Here is a 23,774-nt window from a genome sequence, read left to right as displayed (position 1 = left end):
CCGCTCATGCCGCGTCCATCGGGGCCCAGCCGGTCTTGGCCAGCCACTGGTCGAGGGTGAGCATCTGCGGGAACCGGGCACGCAGCGTGGGGATGTCGGCGTGGTAGCCGATGCCGTTGAGCCAGGTGTACGAGATCGCCTGCCACTCGAAGCCCGTGCGGTGCAGCTCCGGTATCGGCACCGAGACGAAGCGGGCGGGCAGCCCGGTGTGCCGGCCGAACGCGTCGGCGATCTGCTCGCCGGTCAGCTCGTCCCCGGCCAGCTCGATCTTGGCGCCGCCGAAGGTGCCGGGGTCGTCGAAGGCGTCGGCCGCGAAGTAACCGATGTCGGGGCCGCTGATCATCTGCAGGGTGTTGGTCGGCCCGAGCCCCCGCCGGAAGGTCAGCACGCCGTCCTCCATGACCAGGGGCGACATGTCGTGGTTCAGGTTCTCCATGAAGTACGACGGCCGCAGGAAGGTGAAGTTGAGCTCGTTCTCCTGGATCCGCTGCTCGATCGCGAGCTTGGACAGCCGCCAGTTCACGCCCTCCGGCCGCTCGGCGCCGCCGACCGAGCTGTGGACGTAGTGCTGGACGCCGAGGTCACGGGCGGCGTCGGCGCAGATCTTGCCCTGCCGTTCCTCGCCCTCCACGCCCGCCGGCGTCATCGGCGTCTGGATGCTGAAGACGCCGTACGCGCCCTTCATCGCGGCGCGCACCGACTCGGCGTCCTCCAGGTCGCCGGTGTGCAGGCTCGCGCCCAGCTCCCGCAGCTCCTTGGCCTTGGGCGCGCCCGGGTCGCGGACGAACGCCCGTACGGTCCAGCCGCGTTCGAGCAGGTACCGGGCCGCGGAGCCGCCTTGCTTGCCGGTGGCGCCGAGGACCAGTACGGGCTTGTTCTCATCGGGCATGGCTGTGCCTTTCGTTGGTCGTCGTCACGAGTGGCGGGAACCTGCGGGCGAGGTGGACACCGAGAGCCGGCGGGCGGACAGCCGCACTCCCTGGCCGAAGTAGCGCTCCAGGAACAGCCCCAGACCGAAGCTGAGGCCACGCGGCCGTACGGCCTCCTCACGGCCGCCGTTGTCGCGGCGCAGCCACTGCGCGTCCAGCGAGCGCAGGCCGATCCGGTCCACGGCCAGCACCTCCTGCCCGTCGGCCGTCCAGCGGGCGGTGCCTGCCCCGGCGTCGTAGGCGACCTCCAGCCGGTGCAGCGTGCCGGGGGTGCGGTCCGCGACCGGGACGCAGTAGGTGAAGGCGGCGAACTCGGCGTCCGGCTGGAGCGCGAGCCGCTCGTAGACCGCGTAGAGGCGGCTGTGCGTGAGGAAGAAGTCGAAGATGATGCCGGTCTCGAGGTCGACCGAGATCAGACCGCCCGCGCCGAGCCGGGGGTCGGTGGTGGCCTCGGCCACGTCGTCGTACGGGTGGGAGCGCAGACCGAAGCCGCGCAGTCCCATCTCGGCGGTGACCGAGAGGACCTCACCGGGCCGCGCGGTGAACCCGCCGCGCGCGGAGGCGGTGCCGCCGGTGGTGAAGACGCCCCAGCGCAGATGGAGCGGGGCGCCGTCCGGTCCCGGCTTGGGCTCGGTGAACGCCGGCCGCCTGGTGTGCGGCTGGAGGGCGCTCGGTACGACCTTCAGGCCGTCCGGACCGCCGCGGACGATCCCGTCGCCCTCGGGAAGACCGTCGACCGGGCGCAGCCGCCATGGCGCGCCCGGTCCCTCGGTCACCAGTCCCGCGGTGAAATCCTCGCGGAAGATTTCTGTACTCATCCGGCCCTCCCCGTGGTGTGCCCGTCCTACGGGCTCCACCCTGGCAAGAGGGCATCGAGCTCCACTCGAAGCGGAGTCGAAGGGGCCTGGGCCCCTAGGGCCTGCCTACGTCAGACGTTGCGGCCGCGCTGTGCGGCGTCCTCGCCGATGCCCCAGGTGATGATGCGCCTGGGGTGGATGCGGATCATCGCGGTGCCGAAGTACGGGTGCGGCGGCTGGGCGTCGGTCAGTGCCTCGGCCCGGCCGCGCACTTCGATACCGCGTACGTTCCACGGCTGCGTGGAGAGCAGGTCGTCGACGACGAAGGCGACCTGGTCGTTCTTGCCGACGTTGCGGAACTTCTTGCTGGCCGTCAGGTTGTGCCCGCCGATGTCGATCGTGCCGGTCTCGGTGTTGATCGTGAACGAGACGGGGTTGACCTGGGGCTGGCCGTCGGCCGCCACGGTGGCCAGCCGGCCGAGGTTCTGGGAGGCGTAGTACTCGAGCTCGTCAGGAGTGAAAGGCATGTCAGCTTCCTTGGGCCTTGGTGTGGTCGGAGTGCTCCCGGCGGGGCGCGGGGCCCGCCGGGGGCTTCGGGGTCGTGACGGTGGAGGGCAGCCAGCGGAGCACGGCGAGGGCGCCCACGAGGGCCGCCGCGGCGGCGGCCCCGGCGGCCAGGTGCATGGCGTCCAGGAACGCCTGCCGTGCCGGATCGACAAGTCCGCTCTCCCCCAGCCGAGCCGCGGCGAGCAGCGTGGCGTCCAGCGACTCGCCGGCCTCGTGCCGCATGGAGGGCGGCAGTACGGCGAGCTCGTCCTCGATGCCGCTGCGGTAGGCGGCGCCCATCAGGGAGCCGAGCACCGCGACGCCGAGGGCGCCGCCCAGCTGGCGCACGGTGTTGTTCATCGCGGAGGCCACGCCCGCCTTCTCGCGTGGGATCGCGTTCATGATGGACACCGCTGCGGTCGGCATGACGCAGGCTACGCCTGCTCCCAGTGCGGCGAACAAGGCGAGGATCAGCCAGAGCGGGGCGTGTTGGGTCACGAACACGACCCCAGAGAGCGAGGCGGTCACGGCGAGCATGCCGGCCGCGCACACGTTCCGGGGGCCGATCGAACGGACCAGGACCGTGCTCAGGGGCCCGCAGACGACGTTCGCGACGGCCAGCGCCACGGTGCAGCTCCCGGCCTGCAGCGGCGTGTAGCCGCGCACGCTCTGGAGGTAGAAGGCGCTGAAGAACAGAAAGCCCATCATCGCGAAGCTGACGAAGCCGACGGCCGCGACAGCGGTGGAGAACGCCTTCAGCCGGAAGAAGCCGAGCTCCAGCGAGGGTTCCGCGGTACGGCGCTCATGCCACAGGAACACCCCGAGCAGTCCGAGCCCGGCCAGTCCGGGCCCCCAGACCGTGGGCTGGGTGACCCCGCCGGTCCGGCCGGCCTCGATGATGCCGTAGACGACGAGGACGAGCCCGGCGATCGAGAGCAGCAGCCCGGCCGCGTCGACGCGTTTGCCGGTGGCGCCCCGGGTCTCTGGCACCAGCAGCAGCACCGCGACCAGACAGACCGCCACGATCGGCACGTTGACCAGGAAGACCGAGCCCCACCAGAAGTGCGCGAGCAGCAGGCCGCCGGTGACGGGGCCGACGCCGAGGGCGAAGCCGACCGAGGCCGCCCAGATGCCGAGGGCCTTGGGCCGCTCCCGTATCGGGAAGACGGCCGCGATGGTGGCGAGCGTGCTCGGCAGCACCGCGGCGCCGCTCACCCCCATGCAGGCCCGCGCGACGATGAGCTGCTCCGGCGACCCGGCGTAGGCCCCGGCCAGCGAGGACAGCCCGAACAGGGCGAGGCCCAGCAGCAGTACGCGCCTGCGGCCCAGCCGGTCGCCGAGCACACCCCAGGTGAACAGGGTCGCGGCGAAGGCCAGGGTGTAGGCGCTGAGCACCCATTCGACCTGGCTGTGCGAGGCGCCGAGGCCCTGCTCCGGGTCGGTGAGGGTGCGCAGCGTCACGTTGAGCACGGTGTTGTCGAGGATGATGCTCACCAGGCTGAGGACCAGCACGGCGAGAATGGCCCAGCGCCGCGGATGCCCCTCGTGCGCGTGCGCCGGGCCGCCCGGTCGAGCGGGACCCGAGGTCACAGGTCCGGCTGTCACAGGTCCGGCACCAGGACGAGCTTGCCGCGCACATGGCCCTGCTCCAGCCGGTGGTGGGCCTCGGCCGCCTTGGCGAAGGGCAGGACGGCCTCGATGTGCGGTCGCAGCCGGCCCTCGGCGCAGAGCGCGGCCAGCGCGGCGAGCCGCTCGGCGGACCGCACCACCTGCGGCATGACGATGCCCTCCTGGGCGGCGGCGCGGAAGTTGGCGATGGTGGCGATCCGGCCCCGGTCCGCGACGAGTTCGAGCGACACCGCGAGGGCCTCCGGCCCGCCGTGGCAGTCCAGGGCCGCGTCCACGCCGTCGGGGGCGAGGGCGCGCACCCGGTCGGCGAAGCCCGGACCGTAGGCGACGGGCAGCGCGCCCAGCGAGCGCAGGAACTCGTGGTTGTGCTCGCCGGCGCTGCCGATCGCCGTGCCGCCCCGCTCGCGGACGAGCTGGACGGCGAGGCTGCCGACGCCGCCGGCCGCGGCGTGCACGAGCACGGTGTCGCCCTGGCCGACGCGCAGGGCGTCCAGGGCGATGTCCGCGGTCTGCCCGACGGCCGAGAGCGACCCGGCGACCTCCCAGGACAGCTCCGGCGGCTTGGCGGTGATCTGGTCCGCGCCGACGGCGAGCAGCTCGGTGCCGGACTGCATGACGGCGAATCCGAGCACCTCGTCGCCGGGCGCGAACCCGGTCACCTCCGGTCCGGTCCGCTCGACGACACCGGCGAACTCATTGCCGATGATCTGCGGGAACTCGACCGGATAACGCCCCCGCATGCCGCCGGACCGCACCCGGCAGTCGAACCCGTTGACCCCGACGGCCCGCACCCGGACCGTCACCTGCCCCGTCCCTGGCACCGGCTCGGGGACGTCGACGAGGCCCAGTACGTCCGGCCCGCCGAACTGGTGGATGGCTACGGCCTTAGGCATGCGTTCTCCACTTTCGCTTGACGGTGCTTGTTACTTGTTGACCTGCGTGCTGGCCAGGACGGTCTGGGGCTTCGCCGGGTCCGGGAAGCACTCGAAGGGGCCCCACTCGTCCAGGATCGGCTGGTAGCGGTACCAGTAGAAGCCGGGCTGCTCGTAACTCGAGCCGCCCGGACCGAAGTTGAGGGTACCGGCGGCCTTGGGCGCCTTGTAGGTGACCTTCAGCGTCGGCAGGTCGAACTCGACACCGCCCTCCAGCGGGCCGGAGGCGCTGACGATGATGTCCTTGCCCTCGATCCTGACCGTGAGCGCGGAGTCGCCGAGGCCGCTGCCGCCGGTGAGCTTCACCTTCTTGACCTTCGCGCCCTCCGGGATCCGGTAGGCGACCCGCACGTCCTTGACGGTCTTGTTGTACTCGGCGAAAGCGGTGATCGGGGCCGGGTCGTACGTGGCCTGGAACTGCTTGCCCGCACGGACCGAGGCGGGCACGGTGACATCGAAGCCGCGCTTGTAGTCGTAGACCGGGTGCGTGTTGCCCTGCACATAGGTACGGCACTCGTACGGCACGTCCACGGTGGCGGCGTGCGCGCTGGTGCCCAGGCTCATGACGCCCCCGAGGGCGATGGCGGACGCGGTGGTCAGACGTATCACGTGTTGACGCGACGAGGTCATAAAGGGTCTCCTTCGGACTTTGGAACGCGAATGCGAACGGATGGCTCGGAACGGAGGCCGGGAAAGGGTCAGGTCAGGGAATGAGCACGACCCGGCCCAGCTGGGCCCTGGCCTCCAGAAGGGTGTGTGCCTCGGCGGCCCGCTCCAGGGGCAGCCGGGCGTGCACGGCGGACTTGACCTGTCCCTCGGCGAGCAGCCGGGTGAGTTCGGCGACGCCCGCCGCGTACTCGTGCGGTCGGCCGAGCCGCCAGGCCGACAGCGCGAAGCCGGTGACGTACTTGATGCCGATGAGGTCCATCACGGAGACCCGCGGGATCTCCAGTTCGCCGCCGGACGAGCCGTAGAACACCAGCCGGCCACCGGGGGCGAGCAGGCGGACGCCCTGCTGGAGGACCTCGGCGCCCACGCCGTCCAGGATCAGGTCGGGTCCGCGTCCGTCGGTGAGTTCGCGGACCTCCTCGGCCCAGTGCGGGGAACGGTGGTCGACGACGGCGTCGGCGCCCACGGTCCGGGCGAACTCGCGTTTGGCGGGCTCGCCGGCGGTGCCGATGATCCGGCCGGCGCCGGCGGCCCGGGCGAGCTGGACCGCGATGTGGCCCACGCCGCCGGCCGCGGCGTGCACCAACACCGTCTCGCCCTTGGCGAGTTGACCGGTCCGCAGAATGCCGAGGGCGATGAGCCCGGTGCCCGGGAGGACCGCGGCCTCGGCGGCGTCCAGCTCCTCGGGTACGGGGACGACGGTGGCGACATCGACGACGACCTGCTCGGCGTAGGCGCCGTAGAGGGTGAAGGCGCCGACCCGGTCCCCGGGGTCCAGCCCCGTGACGTCGGGCCCCACCGCGGCGATCCTGCCGACCACGTCCCCGCCGAGGACAACGGGGAACTCGGGCTTCCACATCGGCGCGGGGAACACCTCGCGCCGCATCTGGGTCTGCGCGTGGCCGACGCTGACCGCCTCGACGGCGATGCGCACCTGGCCGGGTCCGGGCTCGGGAACCGGGCGCTCGGCGACGTGGAGCACGTCGGGTGCGCCGTACCGGTCGAACTGAACGGCACGCATCACTTCTCGATCTCCTTCTCCTGGGACTCCCCGGTCCGCCCCAGGGCGGCCAGTACGGCGTGGTGCCTGTCGTCACGGTCGCGGACCAGCTCGGCGTAGGTCCGGTCTCCATAGGCGGCCTCGGTCTGCGCGACCAGGGCCTCGATCGCTTCCGTGCCGAGGGCGGGCTGTCCGAGGCCGCGCCAGCCCTGTTCGAGGCCGCTGCCGAGGTGTTCGAGCCACTTGCGCAGGCCGCCGGGGCCGCCGCCCAGGTGGAAGGCGTGGAAGGGGCCGATGGTGGACCAGCGCAGGCCGATCGAGTCGGTGACGATCCGGTCGAGCTCCTCGACGGTCACCACGCCTTCCAGGACGAGGTGGATGCTCTCGCGCAGCAGCGCTGACTGCAGCCGGTTGGCGGCGAAGCCGGGTAGCGCCCTGCGCAGCACGACCGGGGTCCGGCCGACCGACTCCAGGAAGGCCACCGTCCGTTCGACGGCCTCCGGGTCGGTGCGCTCACCACCGAGCACCTCGACCAGCGGCACGATGTGCGGTGGGTTGAAGGGATGGGCGACGACCAGCCGGCCCGGTCCGGGCATGTCCCGCCCCAGGTCGTCGGGGAGCAGTTTCGACGTCGAGGACAGTACGAGGGCGTGGTCCGGTGCGGCCTCGCCGATCTCGGCGAACAGCCGCTGCTTGAGGGGCAGGTCGTCGGGCGCGTTCTCGGAGACGAAGTCGACGCCGGTCACGGCGCGGCGGACGTCCGGCTCGTACTCGATCCGCGCCGCCAGCTCCTCCGCCCGGCCCGGGGAGAACAGTTCGAGCCCCTCACGCACGATGCGCCGGGCGTCGGGCCTGCGGCTGTTGACCCGTACGGTCAGTCCGTGGGCGCTGAACAGATTGATCCATCCCAGACCGATCGTGCCCGCCCCGATCACTGTCACGGTGCTCATGGCGACGAGGCTGGCAGCGCCCACTCGAACCCGGCTCGAGCGGACTTCGAGGCCACGGCGCGACCGTGGCCGCATGACCATCACCGCGCTTCCCACCGGCCTGTACGCCGAGGTCCTGTCGTTCTACGGCCACCAGATGCAGAAGCTGGACGGCCGTGACTTCGCGGGCTACGCCGCGACCTTCACCGAGGACGGCGAGTTCAAGCACTCCCCCTCGCTGCCCGCCGCCCACACCCGTGCCGGGATCCTCGCCGTCCTGGAGGACTTCCACCAGAAGTTCGACGCCCGCAAGATCCAGCGCCGTCACTGGTTCAACCACGTGGCCGTCACCCAGGCCCCCGACGGCTCCCTCACGGCGACCAGCTACTGCCTGGTCCTCACCGTCCACGCCGACGTCAAGGAACCCGAGTTCGGCCCGAGCTGCGTCGTCCACGACGTCCTGGTCCGCGACGACGACGGCGCCCTGCTCCTACGCTCCCGGCACGTCACTCACGACCACGTCTTCCCGGCCTGACAGTCACAGTGGCCCGACGGCCAACGGATCGCCGGGGCCGTAGGCGGCGTCGAGCCCCGGACGGTCGACGCCGTTGCGCGCGACCGCCACGACCGGGACCGGATCGTCGGTGCGGGTGGCTCGCTGCCGATGGAGGCCACCAGGTCGTGCCGGTCGAAGGGGGCCCGCTCCAACCACTTGACGGAGCCGACGAAGAGCAGCTCCCTGGCGACGGGGGCGCGGTCCGCTCCGACGATGTCGATCTCGACGTCATGGGTACGGGTCCAGTAGCCCCCTACCGCGGGCGCCGCGGGGAGCCGCTCGTCGGGCAGGATCCGGGCGAGCGCCTCGCGGACGAGCGGCTCGATCGCGCGGCCGCGCCAGCTGGTCCAGCTCTCCCGGATCCGCGCGAGGGCCGGCTCTCCCCGCCCCCGCTGGGTCTCCTCCATGGAGGGGCCGAGCAGGTGCAGCCAGAACCGTAGATCTCGGACGACGACCGCAAGCGGGTCCGCCAGCTCCAGTGGCAGTACGTCGAACTGTGCGTCACGGTCGTGCGCGAGCTGTACCCGGCGGCGCGCGAGTGCGAGGTGGGTGCCGCCGTCCACGATGTCTTCGGCCTCCTCAACTCCACCCCGCACCTGGGTACGCCGCTGGGCCGCGAGGCGATGGAGCGGCTGCTGCGGGAGCTGGCGCACGGGGCGTTCGGGGCGCTGGGCGCTGGGCGCTGGGCGCCTGACGATCCCGGCGAATAGGACCGTCAGGCAGTCGTCAAGCGGCTGTCAGGCCGCTGTCAGCTCGGTCGCGGTGACCGGGTTGTGGCTGCGGCCCTCGCCGAGGTCGCCGAGAACCGGCCGCAGGTCGGCCAGCGCGAAGGAGCGCCGCAGCCAGCGGTCCTCGCCGTCGTACCGCGGGGTGAATCCGGTGCGGCCGTGGACCGTCCGCCGGTTGTCGAGGATGATCAGCTCGCCCGGCCGAAGCACGATGCCGCGCAGCGCGCCGAGCATCGCCCGCTGCAGCTCGGCCAGGGCGTCACGGGCCGCCCGGGTGACGCCGACCGTGCCGTGGAAGTCGACCCGCAGGTCCGGGTCGTCCACCGGGCCGGAGAGGACCGGCATCGGCTGCGTGAGCACCTCCTCGTCGGTGTCGTGCACGAAGGAGCTGGAGAACCGGGTCCGGAACTCGGGCCGGCGCAGCGCCTCCACCGTCCGCGCGTCCAGGGCCGGCAGTGCGTCCCCGATCCCGCCGGTGACCGTCGCCGCCACCCCGTCCCGGTCGCCGCGCAGGCAGACCAGGCTCAGGAAGTGCGGAGGCGCCGGGTGGAAGCCGTCCTCGGTGTGCAGTTCGAGGAGGATGGAGCCGCTGTTCTCCTGGCGGGTCTCGGCGCCGCGTTTGGGGCTGACGTCCTGGACGAGATCGCCGTTCTTCTCGTCGCTGTACGAGATCGAGCGGCCGAGCACGGACATCACCATGAGCTGGGCGATCGTCGCCACCGCGACCTCGGTCCAGTCGGGCTCGTCCTCCACCCGGTCCGGGGTGGCGGGCAGATCGCCCACCGGCAGGCCGCGCAGCAGCAGGGTGCCGCTCTCGTTCCCCTTGTCGCGGAAGGAGATGAGGGCGCGGCGGACGTGTGCGGGCAGGGCGGCGGCGGCGAGTTCCACGGCGTGCAGCAGATCCGTGCTGTGCAGCGAGTACCCCGCGTACTCGGTGGCGATCCTCAGGGCGGACACCTCGACGATCTTCGCCTCGGTCTCGCTCACCACGATCCCGGTCGCGCGCGCGTCGGCGTACGCAAATTCTTTCCTCATGCTTCCTTCCTTCTCTGCGTCCTTCTTCGAACAGTCCGGGAGGTCCGGGCGGGCGGTCAGGCGGCCTGACCGGTGCGCCGGCCGGCCCGGTAGACGGGCGCCGGGGCGAAGCCCCGCCACGCCTGCTCGGGCGGCAGCTTCCGCAGGAACCGGGCCTTCTCCCAGTGGCGGCTGACCCGGTTGACGACCCGTCGGCCAGGCGTCAGGGCGATGTGGTGGACGTCGACGGCGACCGTGCGCGGCACGTCCTCGCCCGCCACCAGCTGGTTGACCATGTGCACGGCGAGCGAGCCGAACTGGGTCGCCGCCTCGGTGAGCTGCGGCACGCTGTAGTCGGGCCGGCCGAGGCCGCGGCGCAGCTCCCGGTACATCTCGCCGGGGATGTGACCGCGCGGGGCGATCCGGAAGATCACTTCCCAGGTGCTCAGCCGATCGGCGTCCTCCGGCAGCAGCTGGCCGTCGAATATCCGGCGGACGAGCCGGTAGTCGAAACACTGCGCCGCGAGCATGCCTGCCATGTCCCAGCCGGTGACAAGCGGCTTGCGCTGGCGGCAGGCCTCCTGGTGCAGGGCGACCTTGGCGAGCAGCCCGGACCGCGTGGTGACGTCGACGCCGTCGATGATCACCTCGGCCGGGCGGACCAGGTCCCGGACGTTCTCCCGGGTGATGCCCTCCGGCACCACTTCGGCCTGCACATGCGGGTTGATGGCGCGCAGCGCGGCGGCACCCACCTCGGCCTTGTTGCGGCCGAGGTCGTCCACGGTGGCGTGCTGCCGGTTGAGGTTGTTCAGCTCGTAGGTGCCGACATCCGCGAGGACGAGGTCGCGGTAGCCCATCCGGCCAAGCGGCTGGACGGTGGCTCCGCCGATGGAGCCGCAGCCCGCGACGAGCAGCCGGGTGTTGCGGATGCTCTCCTGGAGGTCGGCGGGGATGAGACCGCGGTTGCGCTGGGTCAGCGAGGCGTAGAACTCCTCCTCGGCCAGCTCGCGGGCCTCCGTGGGCGTCCCGACATCGGGCGGTCCCGCACTCATGAGCGGGCCTCCTGGAACGCGGTGAGCCGGCCGCCGACCGAGCCCGGCTCTCCGGACGCGAGGACCGCGTCCAGGTGGGCCAGGGTGGGTCGCAGGGCGTCCCCGTCGGTGAGGACGAAGGGGTACGAGCGCTGCTCCTGGCCCCACATGGGCGCGAAGAGGTCCGTGGGTGCCGGGGGCTTCGCGGGCACGTCGAGCATGCGCGCGGAGAAGCCGAGCAGCCCCAGCTGGTGGATGGCGACGCCGGGCTTGCCGTCGCCGACGATGGCAGCGCCCTCGTCGGCGAGGGCACGGACGCAACCCTCCGCCCAGCCCCGGTAGACCCACCAGGGGACGGAGACACCGGCCTGGGACTGGTCCATGGCGTAGTCGCGGACCAGGCGCTTGCCCTCCCACACGTGCGCGGAGGGAGTGGCGGCGCCGAGGTGGTCGGCGAGCCGCAGCGCGTAGTCGCGCTCGACGACGAACGGACGGTGCTCCGCGTCGCCGAGGCGGGTGCCCGCCGGGCTGCGGGTGCCGGCCAGGGTGCCGTACCCGCGCAGCCGGCCGGTCTCCTCCTCGACGACCAGTGTGTGCTGGTCCGTCAGGGCGGTCTCGTCGTACGGCTCGGCGTCGAGACCACGCGCGGCGGCGATGTCCTCGTTGATCCAGCCCCGCTGGAGGTACTGCGCCAGGCGGAACCGGTAGACGTCCGAGAGGTACGGGGCGGGCAACTGCGCGCCCCGGACGGTGAGCGTGAGCAGGCCCTCGGGGCTGGCCGCCCGGAAGATCGGCTCGCCGTCGACGGACGACTCCAGGTCGGGCAGGGTGATCGCCCGGGTCTCGTGCAGCAGCCGGACCCGGTAGTCGGAGCGGGAGGCGACGTCGGTGATCATCGGACCTCCGGAACGCCGAACAGCTCACCGGTGACGACCAGCGCGAGGGCCTCCGGGCTGCCCTCGTAGATCCGCGGGCCGTAGGCGTCGCGGAGCACCCGGTCCATGCCGTCCTCGCGCTGGAAGGCGGCGGCGCCGATGAGGCCCATGGCGGCGTCGGCGTTGTCGATGGCTGCCCGGTCGGCGACCATCTTGGCGACGGCCGGTTCGTACGCCGGGGTGGGAATGACGGTGTCGGCCTTCAGCACCGCGTCGAGGTACAGCGCGCGGGCGGCGGAGACCCGGGCGGCCATGTCGGCGAGCTTGCGGGCGGACATCTGGTGCTCGAAGAGCAGCTTGCCGCCCTGGCGGCGGGTGCCGGCCCAGGCGACGGCGCGGTCCAGGGCGTGGCGGGCGATGCCGGTGGCGACCGCGGCGCAGGTGACGCGGGTGAGGTTGCCGATGGCGACGTTGAGGTCCCAGCCGCCGTGCTCGTCTCCGAGCACGTTCTCCTCGGGCACGCGCGCGCCGTCGAGGATCAGTTCGCCGGCCGGGGCGGTGCGGTAGCCGACCTTGTCGTGGATCTCGCCGCGGGTGACGCCGTCCTGCTCCAGGTCGGTGACGAAGCAAGTGAGTCCGGTCGAGCCGGGCGCGCCCTCCAGGTTCGCCATGATCGTGGCGTACGTGGCGACGGGGGCGTTGGTGATGTAGCGCTTGGTGCCGGTGAGGAGGTACTCGCTGCCCGAGCGGCGGGCGACGGTCATGTCCTGGGCGTACGGGGCCTGCTGGGGAAGCACCAGGTCGGTGCCGTTGCGCTCCTCGGCCACGGCGTTGCAGGCGAGGACCGGCTCGGGGCCGAGGAACTTCGGCAGGTACTTCTCCTGGAGTTCCGGCTTCTCGCAGATGAGCAGCGGGGTCTGGAAAAGACCGGTGGCCCCGAAGACCAGCGCCATGCCGGGGTCGGCGGCGGCCAGCTCCTCCAGGGTGAGGGCGATGCCGAGCTGGCTCAGGCCCAGGCCGCCGAAGTCGCGCGGGATGGCCATGCGGAGCAGGCCGATCGCGTGTCCCTTGCGGACGGTCTCCCAGTCGACCTGGCCCTTCACGATCCGGTCGCGCTCGGCGGCACCCGGGGCGACCTCGTCGCGGGCGAAGGCGGTGACCTCGCGCAGGATGTCGGCCTCGAAGGCGTCGAGCAGCGGGTGGTCGGCCGGGTTGTGCGTGTACGTCATGGTGATTCCTTGTCTGAGGGGTGCGGAGCCCGGGGTGCGGCGGGGTCAGCCCGCGAGGGAGAAGGTCGTCAGGGCCTGGCCGACGGCGAAGGTCTGCATGACGGGGCCGTGGGCCGTGACGCGGCGGGCGGTGACGGTGCGCAGGAAGGTGCGGCGCCCGGCGGCGAGATCGAGAAGGTCGGCGTAGGCGATGCCGAGTACGTGGGTCGGCTCCTCCTCGGTGAGGGCGCCCCGCGGGTCGAGGGTGAACTCGGCCGCCGGCTCGGAGACCACGAAGCGGACGGTGGCGCCGGCGGCCTGCCATGCGGCGGAGGCCCGGGCGGACTCGGACAGCGTGCGGGAGATCTCTTCGGGCGAGATGGCCATGTGGAATTCCTTCGCTCTGCGAGGGCGGGACGTGAGGAGTGAGAAGTGGATCGCCGAGCGGGCGGCGGCGGACCCGTGGGCGCGGCCGGACGGACGGAGAGTCGTCACGCGTCGGGCCGCGGCCGCAGGGGCCGCAGGGGCCGGAGGAGGCGGCGAGGGCTTCCTCGGCGCCGCCGCTCCTTCGACGAGTTCGACGTTACCGAGCGGTAGAAGAGGCTGTCCAAGAAGTAAAGCGAGGTTCCACAAGGGGGGAACCGGCCTTCCAATTCCCGGTAATCAAGCGCCCATTGAGAGCCGCCGAACCCCCGGTAACCTGCGGAAACGCCAAGTGGGCCCGCGGCCGGGGGGTGCCGCGGGCCCACGCTTTGGGGCCACGCCAGGAGACGTGTGGGGGGGAGGGTGACGCGTCAGGAAGGGGCGTCAGGAAGGGGCATCGGGCGCCGGGTCAGGACTGCGCGCCGGCGGACGCGTCGTCACGCGTCAGGTGGCGCAGGGCGAGCGCGATGACGATGGCGACGGCCGCGCACACCGCCAGGGCAAGGAAGCCGTTGGCGACGCCGGAGGTGGTCGCGTCCGGGAGGGAGGAGCCCTCCTTGAGGCGGCCGTCGACCGAGGTGGCCAGGATGGTGCCGATCACGGCGATGCCCAGGGCGGCGCCGCTCTCGTTGAAGGTGTTCAGGAGGCCGGATCCGACGCCCGACTCCTCCACCTTGACGTGCGAGGTGCCGATGCCGAACAGCGGGACGAAGCAGGCCGGGAGGCCGGCGCCGATGACGGCCAGGGCGACGATCGTCAGCCAGACGGCGTCGGTGCCGGTGGCGAGGATGCCCGTACCGACGAGCTGGAGGGCGCCGCCGAGGGCGTACATCCCGCCGAGGCCGAGTCCGCCGGCGAGCGCGGGCGCGACCATGGCCACGACGAGGGCGGCGAGACCCATCGGCAGCAGGGAGAGGCCGGTGACGAAGGCGCTCATCCCGTGGACCTGCTGGAAGTACATGCTGGCCAGGAAGGAGCTGCTGATCATCACGCTGGCCACCAGGAGCAGGCCGATGCTCGACAGCCAGTAGGTGGGCTTGCGCAGCAGGTGCAGCGGGAGCAGCGGGTCGTCCTTGCCCAGCTCCATGAAGGTCACCAGAGCGAGGAGGACCACCGCGGCGCCGAGGCTGATCCAGGCCATGTGGTCCCCGAAGCCCTCGTGCAGGCGGATCAGGCCGAAGGAGAGGGCGGCGAGTCCGGCCGTGGACACGACGGCCGAGGGAAGGCGGAGCCGGCGGCCCGAGCCGGTGCGCAGCGACGGCATGCTGCGCAGCGCGCCGACGAAGGCCGCGATGCTGACGGGCAGGTTGATCAGGAAGGCCCAGCGCCAGCTGATCGCCGTGACGATCAGTCCGCCGAGCACGACGCCGATGGTGGCGCCGATCACGCCGAGCCCGCTCCAGGCGGTCAACGCGATCTTGCGCTGCTCCTCGTCCTGGTAGACCTCCAGGATGATCGACAGGGCGGCCGCGGACAACAGCGCGGCGCCGATGCCCTGGGCGGCGCGCCCGGCGACCAGCAGTTCCTGGTTGGCCGCGACTCCGCAGAGCGCGGAGGCCAGGGCGAAGACGGTGAGGCCGCTGAGGAAGGTGCGCCGCCGGCCGAACACGTCCGACACGCGGCCGCCGAAGAGCAGCAGGCTGCCGAACATCAGCACGTAGGCGCTGATCGTCCACTGGAGGGCCGTCTGGTCCGCGGGCAGGTCCCCTCCGATGGAGGGGAGGGCCACGTTCACGACCGTCGAGTCGAGCATCACCATGAGCTGAGCGACGCCGACCACGACCAGGGTGGTCCAGGGGGCCTTGGCCGGGATGGCCGGCGCCTGCTCGGTGGGGGGTGCCAGCGTCTGCTCGGTCACCGGGTCTCCTTCTTCAGAGGTTCTGAATCCGTGCGATCGGATCTGCAGTCCGATCCATGTGCATGCATCGAATGGCCCGCACAGTACATTCATTCGCACGCATAGACAAGCCTGGGGAACGAACCTAATATCGGAGAGGTGACGGATACAGCTCTGACCGACCGGTGGATGGCCGTGGTCCGCGCCGACGCGCAGATCACCCAGGCGGCCGAACGCCGGCTCTCCGACGAATACGGCCTGTGCGCCAGCGCCTTCGAGGTCATGGATGTCATGTCGCGGGAGGACGACTGGATCCGGGCGGGGGAACTGAGCACCCGCGCCTCCAGGAGTCAGCCCCAGGTCTCCCGTCTGCTCGCGCAGATGGTCGCCGCGGGGTACGCCGAACGCCGGCCCTGCGCCAACGACAAGCGCGGCTTCGATGTCCGCCTCACTCCGGCCGGCCGGCAGATCTTCGAGCGGTCCACCGCCACCATGGAGGAGCTGCTCGGCGAGCTGTCCGACGCGAGTCCGCAGGTCCGCGAAGTGCTGGGCGTCGCGATGGCAGGAGTCGGAGGCCGCGGCGGAGCGACCTGACACGTAGCCGTCCTTGGCACTTTTCGGACGCCTACTGGCTGGTAGCCTCCGGATGTCGACCGTCCCGGGCCGAAGTCACGTGCGTGATCACGGTGCCGGGAAACGACGGTCCGGGGGGATGCGCGGGCCCGTGCGAACGGGCTCCGCGCGCCACGGCGCGCCGGAGTCCGCGGCGTGCCGTGCCCCCGGCGGGAACACGGGGTACCGGGGGCCGCCTCCGGTGCCACGCCCTCCCACGAGGGAGGGCTCGACACGGGGGAATATTGTGCTGAGCCAGTCCATTGCGAGACCGAACCTGTCCACCGTCCCGGCCGGCCGGCCCGTCGCGACCACCGCGACGACCGCGGCCGCCGTCACGACCACGGCCGCCCTGCACGGACGAGGGCCGGGCGGACCAGCGCACCTGCCGCGCCCGCGCACCGCTGTCATGAGCGAACGCGGTGTCTCCTTCCGCCTGCTGGGGACACTGGAGATCACCACCATCAACGGCCGGCTGCCGCTGAAAGGCATGAACCAGCGGCTCGTCCTCGCCTTACTGCTCCTGAACGCCAACCACGTCGTCCCCACCGCCGACCTGATGAACGTGCTCTGGCCCGACGGCAGGCCGCCCGCCACCGCCCGCAAGATCCTTCAGAACGCCATCTCGGCCCTGCGCGGCGTCCTCGCCCGCGCCGGCGTGCCCGAACACGTCGCCTCCCTCACCAGCCAGGGCTCCGGCTACTTCCTGAAGACAGCCCCCGAGAACATCGACCTGACACGCTTCCGCGCCCTCGCCGACAAAGGACGCGACGCCCTGGCGGCCGGCGACACCGAGGAAGCCGCCCGGCTCCTGCGCGGCGCCCTGGGACTCTGGCGCGGCCGGGCCCTGGAGGAACTCGCCTGCTCCGGCACCGACTGGCCCCAGATGGCCGCGATCGACGGGGCCTGGCTGCACACCCTCGAGGAGTACTGCGAGGCCGAACTGGCCAACGGACGGCCGTACGAGGTCATCCACCGCCTGGAGGGCGTCGCCGCCGCCCATCCCTGCCGCGAGCGCGCCCAACGGCTCCTGATGATCGCCCTCTGCCGCTCCAGCCGCCGCGACGAGGCTCTGCGCACATACGATCGGCTGCAGCAGCGGCTCCGCGACGACTTCGGCACCGACCCCAGCCTGGAGCTCCAGGACCTCCACGGCGCCATCCTCACCCAGGATCCCGTCCTCGCCTCTCACGACACCTCCGACCCACGCGGCACCACGACGCCCCGCCCCTGCACCGACCCCGAACTCGACGTCCTGCACGCCCTCCTGGACCTGGTGCGGCGGCAGAACCGCCCCCACGTCGTGGCCCTCACCGGCGACGCCGAGGAACGCCAGGCCGCGCTCGTCGCCCGGCTCATGAGCGAGCTCCAGCAGGACGACCGGGCCACTGTCTGGCACGTCCGGCCCGGCCCCGACGGCGCCGACCTCGACCAGGACCTGCGGGCCGCACTGCGCCGCGCCAGGCCCGAGCGCCCCATGGTGGCCGTCGCCGAGCGCCTGCACCAGGCCGGGCACCTCGTACCGGAGTGCGTCGGGGACATCGTGGCGGAGGCGGGGCGGACGCCGCTGCTCATCGTCCTCACGGCACGTACGGGGTCCCAGGGGCTGTGGCCCGGGTGGGACAACGCCGTGCCGCGGTTCACCACGATCACCGTCTAGGCCGAGTTTCAGTAGCGCGGGCGGCCAGCACCGCGGCTCCGTCGGCTACTTGTACTTTGGCGTTGAACTCCACCACATCAGCAGGGTGGTGGAGTTCAGACGTTGAAGCGGAACATCGGGCCCAGATTTTTGACCTGCGTAAACACCGGAGAGCCGGGGCGGATCCAGCCGGGATCCAGCCGTCGTGAGCGGCGCACCCCGCCCGCCCACGGGCCGTGACTGCCGACTCCGTCCCAGCCGAGCCCTCCACACCCATGCCGTATCGCGCCGTGGTCGACGTATGGCCAGCAAGTGGGCAACCATCACTCCCGACGCATCCCTTTTGTGGCTTTGCCAACCCCCGGACCGCGCCTCCTGTAGCTCACGCGGGTCGGTCATCAGCCTCTGGTGCTCCCCGGCACAGGCATCGACCGCTTCCCGCAGCCGTGCATGCCTCTTGCATTGAGCCGCCCGTCCGCCCGGGTCCGGTCCCCGAGCACCCGCAGCACCTCCAGCGCAGCCCCTTCCGCACAGGCCGAGGCGGGCAGAAACTGCGGCAACGCCTCCAGGAGCACCACCCGCACCAGATCGGGCGTCACCTCGGGCAGCCCGTCACGCACCCTGGCCCCATTCAGCGCCAGCAGATGCACCACCGCATCCGCGGCCACCGGGTCGAGAGCCTCACCCCGCTCCGCACCCCAGGCGCCAAGGGAGCGACGGCCAGCGACTCAGCTTCATCACGCATCACCACGCGACCGTACTGGCCGGACCCGCGGCCCGGGGAACCCGCCTCGGGGCCGGAGACCGAGGGGTACCGTACGCGGCCGAACATGGAAGCTACGCAGAATCAGTGAGGATCCAACCCACCGGAAACGGCAGGGAGCGCCACTTCGACGCCATCACCACCCCAAACTGGGTATATAGTTTTCGCGACCGAAACGATATAATTTGCCTTCCGTCCATCATCCGAAGGGAGGCCCGACATGTCCAAGACCCTGGTCGAGATCGACGACGCGGTCCTCGAAGAAGTGCGTGACCTGCTGGGCACCACCACCAAGGCCGCCACCATCCGTGAGGCCCTCCTCGATGTTGCCAAGCGCGGCCGGCGCCGCCGGGGCATCGATGCCATCAAGGCCGGACGGTTCGACTTCTCGGAGATCATCGAGGGCAGCGGCCCCAAGAACCACACCGCCGACAGCTCGTCCGCGGCCGACACCGCATGACTGCCGCTCACTTCCTCCTCGACAAGTCCGCCTTCGCCCGCTGGAGCAACCCTGCTGTCGCTCTCGTCCTGGACGAGCTCGACCAGCGCGGGCTCCTGGCGGTCACTGCCGTCACCGAAATGGAACTTCTGCACAGCGCCCGCGACCGCAAGGAGGCCGACGAACTCCAGGAGATGCTCTCCGGCTTCGACCACCTCCCCTGCCCCGACGAGGTCTGGGACCGCGCCAAGGAACTCCACCGCGCCGCTCTGGACCGCGGCTTCCACCGGGCTCTGTCCATCCCCGACCTCATCATCGCCGCCTGCGCCGAACGCCACAGAGCCACTGTCCTGCACTACGACGGCGACTTCGACATGATCGCCGGCCTCACCGGCCACCCCTCCCAGTGGGTCGTCGAACCCGGAAGCGTTCCCTGAACCACCCCACCAGCCGGTACGCCACTTACAGCGCCCCGAATCCGCGCTGCGTCTACTTCACTCCAGGCAATACAAACGCCGCACACCCGGACCGCCCACCACGGCACGCAGAGCCCGGGCCCACCCCGCTGCCGACCCCGCCGAGACCACGGGCCCACCGAGACGTGGAGTCGACGGCACCACCGCAACCACTTGGCGCGAAGGCCCCGAGATGCCGCCGCAACGCCGCCCCACCCGCGGCGAACCATCTGCGAACAGTTGACAGGACGTCGCCTTCTCCACCCAAAACCCAGCCACCGTGACGGTGACCGAACAGTCACTCATCGCCCCCGCTGCCCCTGTCACGCCGCCGACCTGCGAAAACGCGAAACCCGCCACCGCCACTCAACCCTTTGAACGTCCCCCCGGTACCCACGACGTCCATCGCTCACAGCACACAAAAAAACACCCCCTGGCCTGCACGTTCATCGCGCAGAACCAGGGGGCGGAATCATTCACACGTTGAAGCGGAACTCCACCACGTCCCCGTCCTGCATCACATACTCCTTGCCCTCCATGCGCGCCTTCCCCTTCGCGCGGGCCTCCGCCACCGAGCCGGTCTCCACCAGGTCGGCGAAGGAGATGACCTCCGCCTTGATGAAGCCCTTCTGGAAGTCGGTGTGGATGACGCCGGCGGCCTCGGGGGCGGTGGCGCCCTTCTTGATGGTCCAGGCGCGGGATTCCTTGGGGCCGGCCGTGAGGTAGGTCTGGAGGCCGAGGGTGTTGAAGCCGACGCGGGCGAGGGTGGCGAGGCCGGGCTCCTCGGCGCCGACCGACTCCAGGAGCTCCATCGCGTCCTCCTCGTCGAGCTCGGCGAGGTCCGCCTCCAGCTTGGCATTGAGGAAGATCGCCTCGGCAGGGGCGACCAGGGCGCGCTGCTCGGCCTTGAAGTCGTCGTCGACCAGCTCGTCCTCGTCGACGTTGAAGACGTAGAGGAAGGGCTTGGTGGTCAGGAGGTGCAGGTCGTGCAGGAGCTCCTCGTTGCCGGAGCCCTGGACGATGCCCGCGGAGAACAGCGTGTCGCCCTTCTCCAGGATCTCCTTGGCCTCCTCGACGGCCTTCACCTTCGGCGCGATGTCCTTCTTGATCCGCGACTCCTTCTGAAGCCGGGGCAGGACCTTCTCGATGGTCTGGAGGTCGGCGAGGATCAGCTCGGTGTTGATCGTCTCGATGTCGTCCTTGGGCGAGACCTTGCCGTCGACGTGGACGACGTTCTCGTCCTTGAAGGCGCGGATGACCTGGCAGATCGCGTCGGACTCACGGATGTTCGCGAGGAACTTGTTGCCCAGGCCCTCGCCCTCGGAGGCGCCGCGCACGATGCCGGCGATGTCGACGAAGTCGACGGTCGCCGGGAGGATCTTCTGGGAGGAGAAGATCTCGGCCAGTTTCGCCAGCCGCGGGTCCGGGACGCCGACCACGCCCACGTTCGGCTCGATCGTGGCGAACGGGTAGTTGGCCGCCAGCACGTCGTTCTTGGTCAGGGCGTTGAACAGGGTCGACTTGCCGACATTCGGCAGACCGACGATTCCGATCGTGAGCGACACGTTGCGACTTCCCGTACGTGAGAGGACTTCAGGGGGCGGGGCTGGGGCCCGGTCCTTCCTCGATCTTCGCTGCAGATGCTGCACACGATGCCGACGACGCAGATGTACGGGCCGATCCACCAGTCTACGGCGTACCGGGTCGGGCCCCGGGCGCCGTATCGAACACCTGGCCAAGGTCCGCCCCAAGGTGTGTCCGAGGGCGAATTCGCCACATAAACCGACCTAGGTTGGACCGGTGGAGCAGGACAGGGCGCGACCTGCCGGGTTCGGATCGCGACGCGGTACTCCGCCACCGTTGCCGCCGCAGGCGGGGCGGGGTGGGGGTGGTGCGGGGCTGGGTGAGCGCGGGTGCGCGCCGTACGGGAACGGCGACGGGGACGGTGTGGTGCGGGGCGAGGGGCGTGCGAGGCGTGACGGGGGCGGGTGGACGCCGGAGGTGGGCGGTGTGAGCGGTGCGAGCCGTGCGAGGGGGGTGAGCGGGGGGCGGGATCCGGGCGGGCGGTCCGTCTGGGCGTCGCGGTCGTCCGGTCCCGGTCACGGTCAGGGGAGCCGGCCGCCGCGGCCTTCCGCGTCCGCCCAGCCCGTCCGTGCCACCCGGCCCGTCGCCCAGCGCCGGCCGAGCACAACCCCGGTGCCGGCGAGGGCGGGGGCGGTACCGCGCTCCGGGGCGCCGCACCCCGTACGGCAGGCCCTACGCCGGTTCCCCGACCCGCGGCTCACCGGCCTCGGCTGCGGCCTGTTCTGCGGTGCCGTGATGTTCCTGCTCGGTCACCTCGACGCGCTGCTGCTCGGGTCGTCGCTCACCGTGTACAGCGTGCTGTTCGTGCCGGTGTGCGTGCTGACCGCGGTCTGGGTGCGCCGGGTCGACCTGATGACCGCGCCGGTGGTGCTGCCGATCGCGTTCGCGGTGGGGCTCGTTCCGCTGGCCGACGAGGGCGGCGGGATCGGCGGTCATCTGATGGGGCTGTTCACCGCCCTCGCCACCCAGGCCGGGTGGCTGTACGGGGGGACGCTGATCGCCGGTCTCATCGTGCTCGTACGACGGGTCCGCCTGGTGGCACGCAGGGCGGCGGCGCGACGACACGTCACGTGACCGTCGGCCGGCGGTTCCCCGTCCGCCGACGGCCCGCCCTCGCTCAGCCGTCCTTCTCCGCCGCGTGCATCGCCGCGCCCACGATCCCCGCGTTGTTCTGCAGCTGCGCCGTGACGATCTCCGCCGTGATGCCCTCGATGTGCGGCAGGAACTTGTGGGACTTGCGGCTCACCCCGCCGCCGATGATGAACAGCTCCGGGGAGAACAGCATCTCGACATGGGCGAGGTACTTCTGGACCCGGTGGGCCCAGTGCTCCCAGGACAGGTCCTCGTCCTCCTTGGCCTTGCTGGAGGCGCGCTTCTCCGCGTCGTGGCCGTGGAGTTCGAGGTGGCCCAGCTCGGTGTTGGGGACCAGGCGGCCGTCGATGAAGACCGCGCTGCCGATGCCCGTGCCGAAGGTGAGGAGGATCACGGTGCCCCGGCGGTCGCGGCCCGCCCCGAAGTGCATCTCGGCGACACCGGCCGCGTCCGCGTCGTTGACCACGGTCACCGGCAGGCCGCCGAGGCGGTCGCTGAACAACGCGCGCGCGTCCGTGTCGATCCAGCTCTTGTCGACGTTCGCCGCCGTACGGATCGTGGATCCATCGGTGACCACACCGGGGAAGGTGAGCCCGACCGGCCCGGTCCAGCCGTAGTGCTCGACGACCTGCTGCACACCGTCGGCCACCCCGTCGGGCGTGGCCGGGTGCGGAGTGAGCACCTTGAAGCGCTCCTGAGCGAGGTCGCCTCTGTCGAGGTCCACCGGGGCGCCCTTGATCCCGGATCCACCGATGTCCAAGCCGAAGATCTGCATGGCCCTACGTTACGACGCGGGACCGACAGTCACTGCCCGGAGTCGCCGGAGCCCGTGGCCCCGGTGCGCTCGGCGATCAGCGCGGCCGCCTCCTCGCGCAGGTCACGGCGGAGTTCCTTCGGCAGTGAGAAGGTGATCGACTCCTCGGCCGCCTTCACCAGCTCCACGTCGCCGTAGCCGCGCTGGGCGAGCCACTCCAGGACCTCCTCGACCAACACCTCCGGGACGGAGGCGCCGGAGGTGACGCCGACCGTGGTCACGCCCTCCAGCCAGGCCTCGTCGATCTCGCTCGCGAAGTCCACGAGGTAGGCCTCGCGGGAGCCGGCGAGCTTGGCGACCTCGACGAGCCGCTTGGAGTTGGAGGAGTTGCGGGAGCCGACCACGATGACCAGCTCGGCCTCGGCGCCCATCTGCTTCACGGCGAGCTGACGGTTCTGCGTGGCGTAGCAGATGTCGTCGCTCGGCGGGGAGATGAGCTGCGGGAACTTCTCCTTCAGGGCGTCGACGGTCTCCATGGTCTCGTCGACGGAGAGGGTGGTCTGGGAGAGCCAGACGACCTTCGACTCGTCGCGGACCTCGACCTTGGCGACGTCGCCGGGGCCGTCGACCAGCTGGATGTGGTCCGGTGCCTCGCCGGACGTGCCGATGACCTCCTCGTGGCCCTCGTGCCCGATGAGGAGGATGTCGTAGTCCTCGTTCGCGAAGCGGACGGCTTCCTTGTGGACCTTGGTGACCAGCGGGCAGGTCGCGTCGATGGTGGCGAGCCTGCCGCGCGCGGCCTCCTCGTGGACGACGGGGGCGACGCCGTGCGCGGAGAACATCACGATGTTCCCCTCGGGGACCTCCTCCGTCCGTTCGACGAAGATGGCGCCCTTCCGCTCCAGGGTCTGGACGACGTACTTGTTGTGGACGATCTCGTGCCGGACGTACACCGGAGCGCCGTACTGCTCCAGGGCTTTCTCGACGGCGATCACGGCGCGGTCCACACCCGCGCAGTAGCCACGGGGGGCGGCGAGCAGGACACGGCGGCCAGGCGAAGCAGTCATGCGTCCCATCGTAAGGGTGCGTCCGGCGGGTCGAAGATCGCGTGGGTGACGGGTTGGTGCACGGACTGACCGTGGGTTGTGAGGGGCGTTCTTCGCCCCCGCCGCCCCTACCGGTCCCATCCTTCTGGGGCTCCGCCCCAGACCCCGCTCCTCAAACGCCGGAGGGGCTGAATACTTCAGCCCGTCCGGCGTTTGAGGACGAGGCCCGAAGGGCCGATCAGGGGGGTCTGGGGGCGCGGCCCCCAGGGATGGGACGGGTAGGGGCG

Annotated in this window: 24 protein-coding genes and 2 pseudogenes; 7 read left to right on the top strand and 19 right to left on the bottom strand. The window is 71.3% G+C overall.

Features of this window, described 5'->3' with window-relative positions:
• Positions 1-4 precede the first annotated feature (4 nt).
• From ACFZBP_RS32620 to ACFZBP_RS32585, 8 genes are all read right to left on the bottom strand, one after another.
• Positions 5-889 carry an NmrA/HSCARG family protein gene (locus ACFZBP_RS32620; protein ID WP_383457928.1) on the bottom strand — a complete coding sequence of 295 codons (885 nt, stop codon included), beginning with the start codon at positions 887-889 and terminating at the stop codon, positions 5-7.
• A gap of 24 nt (positions 890-913) precedes the next feature.
• A complete protein-coding gene (locus ACFZBP_RS32615) occupies positions 914-1,747 on the bottom strand; it encodes a DUF6081 family protein (protein ID WP_391418443.1) in 834 nt (277 codons plus the stop codon).
• 110 nt (positions 1,748-1,857) lie between these two features.
• Complete coding sequence (locus ACFZBP_RS32610; RefSeq protein WP_383457933.1) at positions 1,858-2,253, bottom strand: PPOX class F420-dependent oxidoreductase; 396 nt, start codon at positions 2,251-2,253, stop codon at positions 1,858-1,860.
• A 1-nt stretch (position 2,254) separates the two neighbouring features.
• The gene (locus ACFZBP_RS32605; RefSeq protein ID WP_391419076.1) at positions 2,255-3,862 is read right to left on the bottom strand and encodes an MFS transporter; all 1,608 of its coding nucleotides are present in this window, start codon (positions 3,860-3,862) and stop codon (positions 2,255-2,257) included.
• Positions 3,863-3,873: 11 nt separating this feature from the next.
• Positions 3,874-4,794, bottom strand: a complete 921-nt coding sequence (locus ACFZBP_RS32600) for an NADP-dependent oxidoreductase (RefSeq protein ID WP_383457939.1) — start codon at positions 4,792-4,794, stop codon at positions 3,874-3,876.
• 30 nt (positions 4,795-4,824) lie between these two features.
• The gene (locus ACFZBP_RS32595) at positions 4,825-5,463 is read right to left on the bottom strand and encodes a hypothetical protein (RefSeq protein WP_391418437.1); all 639 of its coding nucleotides are present in this window, start codon (positions 5,461-5,463) and stop codon (positions 4,825-4,827) included.
• Between the two features lie 73 nt (positions 5,464-5,536).
• The gene (locus ACFZBP_RS32590; protein WP_383457944.1) at positions 5,537-6,523 is read right to left on the bottom strand and encodes a zinc-binding alcohol dehydrogenase family protein; all 987 of its coding nucleotides are present in this window, start codon (positions 6,521-6,523) and stop codon (positions 5,537-5,539) included.
• A complete protein-coding gene (locus ACFZBP_RS32585; protein ID WP_391418433.1) occupies positions 6,523-7,452 on the bottom strand; it encodes a 3-hydroxyacyl-CoA dehydrogenase NAD-binding domain-containing protein in 930 nt (309 codons plus the stop codon). Before ACFZBP_RS32585 ends, ACFZBP_RS32590 begins: the two co-directional genes overlap by 1 nt.
• Positions 7,453-7,525: 73 nt before the next feature.
• On the opposite strand from ACFZBP_RS32585, the gene ACFZBP_RS32580 reads away from it, so the two are divergent.
• Positions 7,526-7,966: a nuclear transport factor 2 family protein gene (locus ACFZBP_RS32580; protein WP_383457949.1), complete on the top strand. Its 441-nt coding sequence runs from the start codon at positions 7,526-7,528 to the stop codon at positions 7,964-7,966.
• A gap of 3 nt (positions 7,967-7,969) precedes the next feature.
• Here the strand turns inward: ACFZBP_RS32580 and ACFZBP_RS32575 are convergent.
• Positions 7,970-8,427, bottom strand: a pseudogene (locus ACFZBP_RS32575) (DUF234 domain-containing protein); the annotation flags it as partial.
• Here ACFZBP_RS32575 and ACFZBP_RS32570 point away from each other — a divergent pair.
• A pseudogene (locus ACFZBP_RS32570) lies at positions 8,428-8,697 on the top strand (TetR/AcrR family transcriptional regulator); the annotation flags it as partial.
• Positions 8,698-8,724: 27 nt separating this feature from the next.
• Here the strand turns inward: ACFZBP_RS32570 and ACFZBP_RS32565 are convergent.
• The 6 genes from ACFZBP_RS32565 to ACFZBP_RS32540 all read right to left on the bottom strand — a co-directional run bounded on the left by ACFZBP_RS32565 (position 8,725) and on the right by ACFZBP_RS32540 (position 15,124).
• Positions 8,725-9,750 carry a TauD/TfdA family dioxygenase gene (locus ACFZBP_RS32565; RefSeq protein WP_391418427.1) on the bottom strand — a complete coding sequence of 342 codons (1,026 nt, stop codon included), beginning with the start codon at positions 9,748-9,750 and terminating at the stop codon, positions 8,725-8,727.
• A 56-nt stretch (positions 9,751-9,806) separates the two neighbouring features.
• Positions 9,807-10,781 (bottom strand): ThiF family adenylyltransferase, encoded by a 975-nt coding sequence (locus ACFZBP_RS32560; protein ID WP_391418423.1) that lies wholly within the window; start codon positions 10,779-10,781, stop codon positions 9,807-9,809.
• Complete coding sequence (locus ACFZBP_RS32555) at positions 10,778-11,656, bottom strand: hypothetical protein (protein WP_391418419.1); 879 nt, start codon at positions 11,654-11,656, stop codon at positions 10,778-10,780. The genes ACFZBP_RS32560 and ACFZBP_RS32555 overlap by 4 nt, the downstream gene beginning before the upstream one ends.
• Positions 11,653-12,864: an acyl-CoA dehydrogenase family protein gene (locus ACFZBP_RS32550; RefSeq protein ID WP_391418416.1), complete on the bottom strand. Its 1,212-nt coding sequence runs from the start codon at positions 12,862-12,864 to the stop codon at positions 11,653-11,655. Before ACFZBP_RS32550 ends, ACFZBP_RS32555 begins: the two co-directional genes overlap by 4 nt.
• 45 nt (positions 12,865-12,909) lie before the next feature.
• Entirely contained in the window at positions 12,910-13,230 is a 321-nt protein-coding gene (locus ACFZBP_RS32545) for a hypothetical protein (protein WP_383457965.1), read from the bottom strand.
• Between the two features lie 445 nt (positions 13,231-13,675).
• Positions 13,676-15,124, bottom strand: coding sequence for an MFS transporter (locus tag ACFZBP_RS32540; protein ID WP_383457971.1), 1,449 nt, complete (start codon positions 15,122-15,124; stop codon positions 13,676-13,678).
• 138 nt (positions 15,125-15,262) lie between these two features.
• On the opposite strand from ACFZBP_RS32540, the gene ACFZBP_RS32535 reads away from it, so the two are divergent.
• On the top strand, positions 15,263-15,697 hold the full coding sequence (locus tag ACFZBP_RS32535) for a MarR family winged helix-turn-helix transcriptional regulator (RefSeq protein WP_383457974.1): 435 nt from the start codon (positions 15,263-15,265) through the stop codon (positions 15,695-15,697).
• Between the two features lie 427 nt (positions 15,698-16,124).
• Positions 16,125-17,375 carry a BTAD domain-containing putative transcriptional regulator gene (locus tag ACFZBP_RS32530; RefSeq protein WP_391418411.1) on the top strand — a complete coding sequence of 417 codons (1,251 nt, stop codon included), beginning with the start codon at positions 16,125-16,127 and terminating at the stop codon, positions 17,373-17,375.
• 377 nt (positions 17,376-17,752) lie between these two features.
• On the opposite strand, the gene ACFZBP_RS32525 is transcribed toward ACFZBP_RS32530, so the two are convergent.
• Positions 17,753-17,974 (bottom strand): hypothetical protein, encoded by a 222-nt coding sequence (locus ACFZBP_RS32525; RefSeq protein ID WP_391418409.1) that lies wholly within the window; start codon positions 17,972-17,974, stop codon positions 17,753-17,755.
• 363 nt (positions 17,975-18,337) lie between these two features.
• Between ACFZBP_RS32525 and ACFZBP_RS32520 the strand changes: the two genes are divergently transcribed.
• Positions 18,338-18,577 carry a type II toxin-antitoxin system VapB family antitoxin gene (locus ACFZBP_RS32520; RefSeq protein ID WP_383457982.1) on the top strand — a complete coding sequence of 80 codons (240 nt, stop codon included), beginning with the start codon at positions 18,338-18,340 and terminating at the stop codon, positions 18,575-18,577.
• Entirely contained in the window at positions 18,574-18,993 is a 420-nt protein-coding gene (locus ACFZBP_RS32515) for a PIN domain-containing protein (RefSeq protein ID WP_391418406.1), read from the top strand. Before ACFZBP_RS32520 ends, ACFZBP_RS32515 begins: the two co-directional genes overlap by 4 nt.
• Before the next feature lie 494 nt (positions 18,994-19,487).
• Here the strand turns inward: ACFZBP_RS32515 and ychF are convergent, their stop codons facing one another.
• Entirely contained in the window at positions 19,488-20,576 is a 1,089-nt protein-coding gene (gene ychF / locus ACFZBP_RS32510) for a redox-regulated ATPase YchF (protein WP_383457987.1), read from the bottom strand.
• A gap of 631 nt (positions 20,577-21,207) precedes the next feature.
• On the opposite strand from ychF, the gene ACFZBP_RS32505 reads away from it, so the two are divergent.
• A complete protein-coding gene (locus ACFZBP_RS32505; RefSeq protein WP_383457992.1) occupies positions 21,208-21,669 on the top strand; it encodes a DUF6542 domain-containing protein in 462 nt (153 codons plus the stop codon).
• A gap of 43 nt (positions 21,670-21,712) precedes the next feature.
• On the opposite strand, the gene ppgK is transcribed toward ACFZBP_RS32505, so the two are convergent.
• Both ppgK and ACFZBP_RS32495 read right to left on the bottom strand, forming a co-directional pair.
• Positions 21,713-22,462, bottom strand: a complete 750-nt coding sequence (ppgK, locus tag ACFZBP_RS32500; protein ID WP_391418400.1) for a polyphosphate--glucose phosphotransferase — start codon at positions 22,460-22,462, stop codon at positions 21,713-21,715.
• Positions 22,463-22,491: 29 nt separating this feature from the next.
• The gene (locus ACFZBP_RS32495; RefSeq protein WP_383457998.1) at positions 22,492-23,517 is read right to left on the bottom strand and encodes a 4-hydroxy-3-methylbut-2-enyl diphosphate reductase; all 1,026 of its coding nucleotides are present in this window, start codon (positions 23,515-23,517) and stop codon (positions 22,492-22,494) included.
• Between the last annotated feature and the right edge of the window lie 257 nt (positions 23,518-23,774).

It is taken from the genome of Streptomyces sp. NPDC008086, assembly GCF_042957325.1.
Taxonomy (GTDB): domain Bacteria; phylum Actinomycetota; class Actinomycetes; order Streptomycetales; family Streptomycetaceae; genus Streptomyces.
This window is presented reverse-complemented; position numbering and strand designations above follow the sequence as displayed.

What these genes read in the sequence shown, in the direction of transcription:
- ACFZBP_RS32620 (WP_383457928.1), bottom strand. Translation starts at nt 889, where the DNA reads ATGCCCGATGAGAACAAGCCCGTACTGGTCCTCGGCGCCACCGGCAAG.
- ACFZBP_RS32615 (WP_391418443.1), bottom strand. Translation starts at nt 1,747, where the DNA reads ATGAGTACAGAAATCTTCCGCGAGGATTTCACCGCGGGACTGGTGACC.
- ACFZBP_RS32610 (WP_383457933.1), bottom strand. Translation starts at nt 2,253, where the DNA reads ATGCCTTTCACTCCTGACGAGCTCGAGTACTACGCCTCCCAGAACCTC.
- ACFZBP_RS32600 (WP_383457939.1), bottom strand. Translation starts at nt 4,794, where the DNA reads ATGCCTAAGGCCGTAGCCATCCACCAGTTCGGCGGGCCGGACGTACTG.
- ACFZBP_RS32595 (WP_391418437.1), bottom strand. Translation starts at nt 5,463, where the DNA reads ATGACCTCGTCGCGTCAACACGTGATACGTCTGACCACCGCGTCCGCC.
- ACFZBP_RS32590 (WP_383457944.1), bottom strand. Translation starts at nt 6,523, where the DNA reads ATGCGTGCCGTTCAGTTCGACCGGTACGGCGCACCCGACGTGCTCCAC.
- ACFZBP_RS32585 (WP_391418433.1), bottom strand. Translation starts at nt 7,452, where the DNA reads ATGAGCACCGTGACAGTGATCGGGGCGGGCACGATCGGTCTGGGATGG.
- ACFZBP_RS32580 (WP_383457949.1), top strand. Translation starts at nt 7,526, where the DNA reads ATGACCATCACCGCGCTTCCCACCGGCCTGTACGCCGAGGTCCTGTCG.
- ACFZBP_RS32565 (WP_391418427.1), bottom strand. Translation starts at nt 9,750, where the DNA reads ATGAGGAAAGAATTTGCGTACGCCGACGCGCGCGCGACCGGGATCGTG.
- ACFZBP_RS32560 (WP_391418423.1), bottom strand. Translation starts at nt 10,781, where the DNA reads ATGAGTGCGGGACCGCCCGATGTCGGGACGCCCACGGAGGCCCGCGAG.
- ACFZBP_RS32555 (WP_391418419.1), bottom strand. Translation starts at nt 11,656, where the DNA reads ATGATCACCGACGTCGCCTCCCGCTCCGACTACCGGGTCCGGCTGCTG.
- ACFZBP_RS32550 (WP_391418416.1), bottom strand. Translation starts at nt 12,864, where the DNA reads ATGACGTACACGCACAACCCGGCCGACCACCCGCTGCTCGACGCCTTC.
- ACFZBP_RS32545 (WP_383457965.1), bottom strand. Translation starts at nt 13,230, where the DNA reads ATGGCCATCTCGCCCGAAGAGATCTCCCGCACGCTGTCCGAGTCCGCC.
- ACFZBP_RS32530 (WP_391418411.1), top strand. Translation starts at nt 16,125, where the DNA reads ATGAGCGAACGCGGTGTCTCCTTCCGCCTGCTGGGGACACTGGAGATC.
- ACFZBP_RS32520 (WP_383457982.1), top strand. Translation starts at nt 18,338, where the DNA reads ATGTCCAAGACCCTGGTCGAGATCGACGACGCGGTCCTCGAAGAAGTG.
- ACFZBP_RS32515 (WP_391418406.1), top strand. Translation starts at nt 18,574, where the DNA reads ATGACTGCCGCTCACTTCCTCCTCGACAAGTCCGCCTTCGCCCGCTGG.
- ppgK (WP_391418400.1), bottom strand. Translation starts at nt 22,462, where the DNA reads ATGCAGATCTTCGGCTTGGACATCGGTGGATCCGGGATCAAGGGCGCC.
- ACFZBP_RS32495 (WP_383457998.1), bottom strand. Translation starts at nt 23,517, where the DNA reads ATGGGACGCATGACTGCTTCGCCTGGCCGCCGTGTCCTGCTCGCCGCC.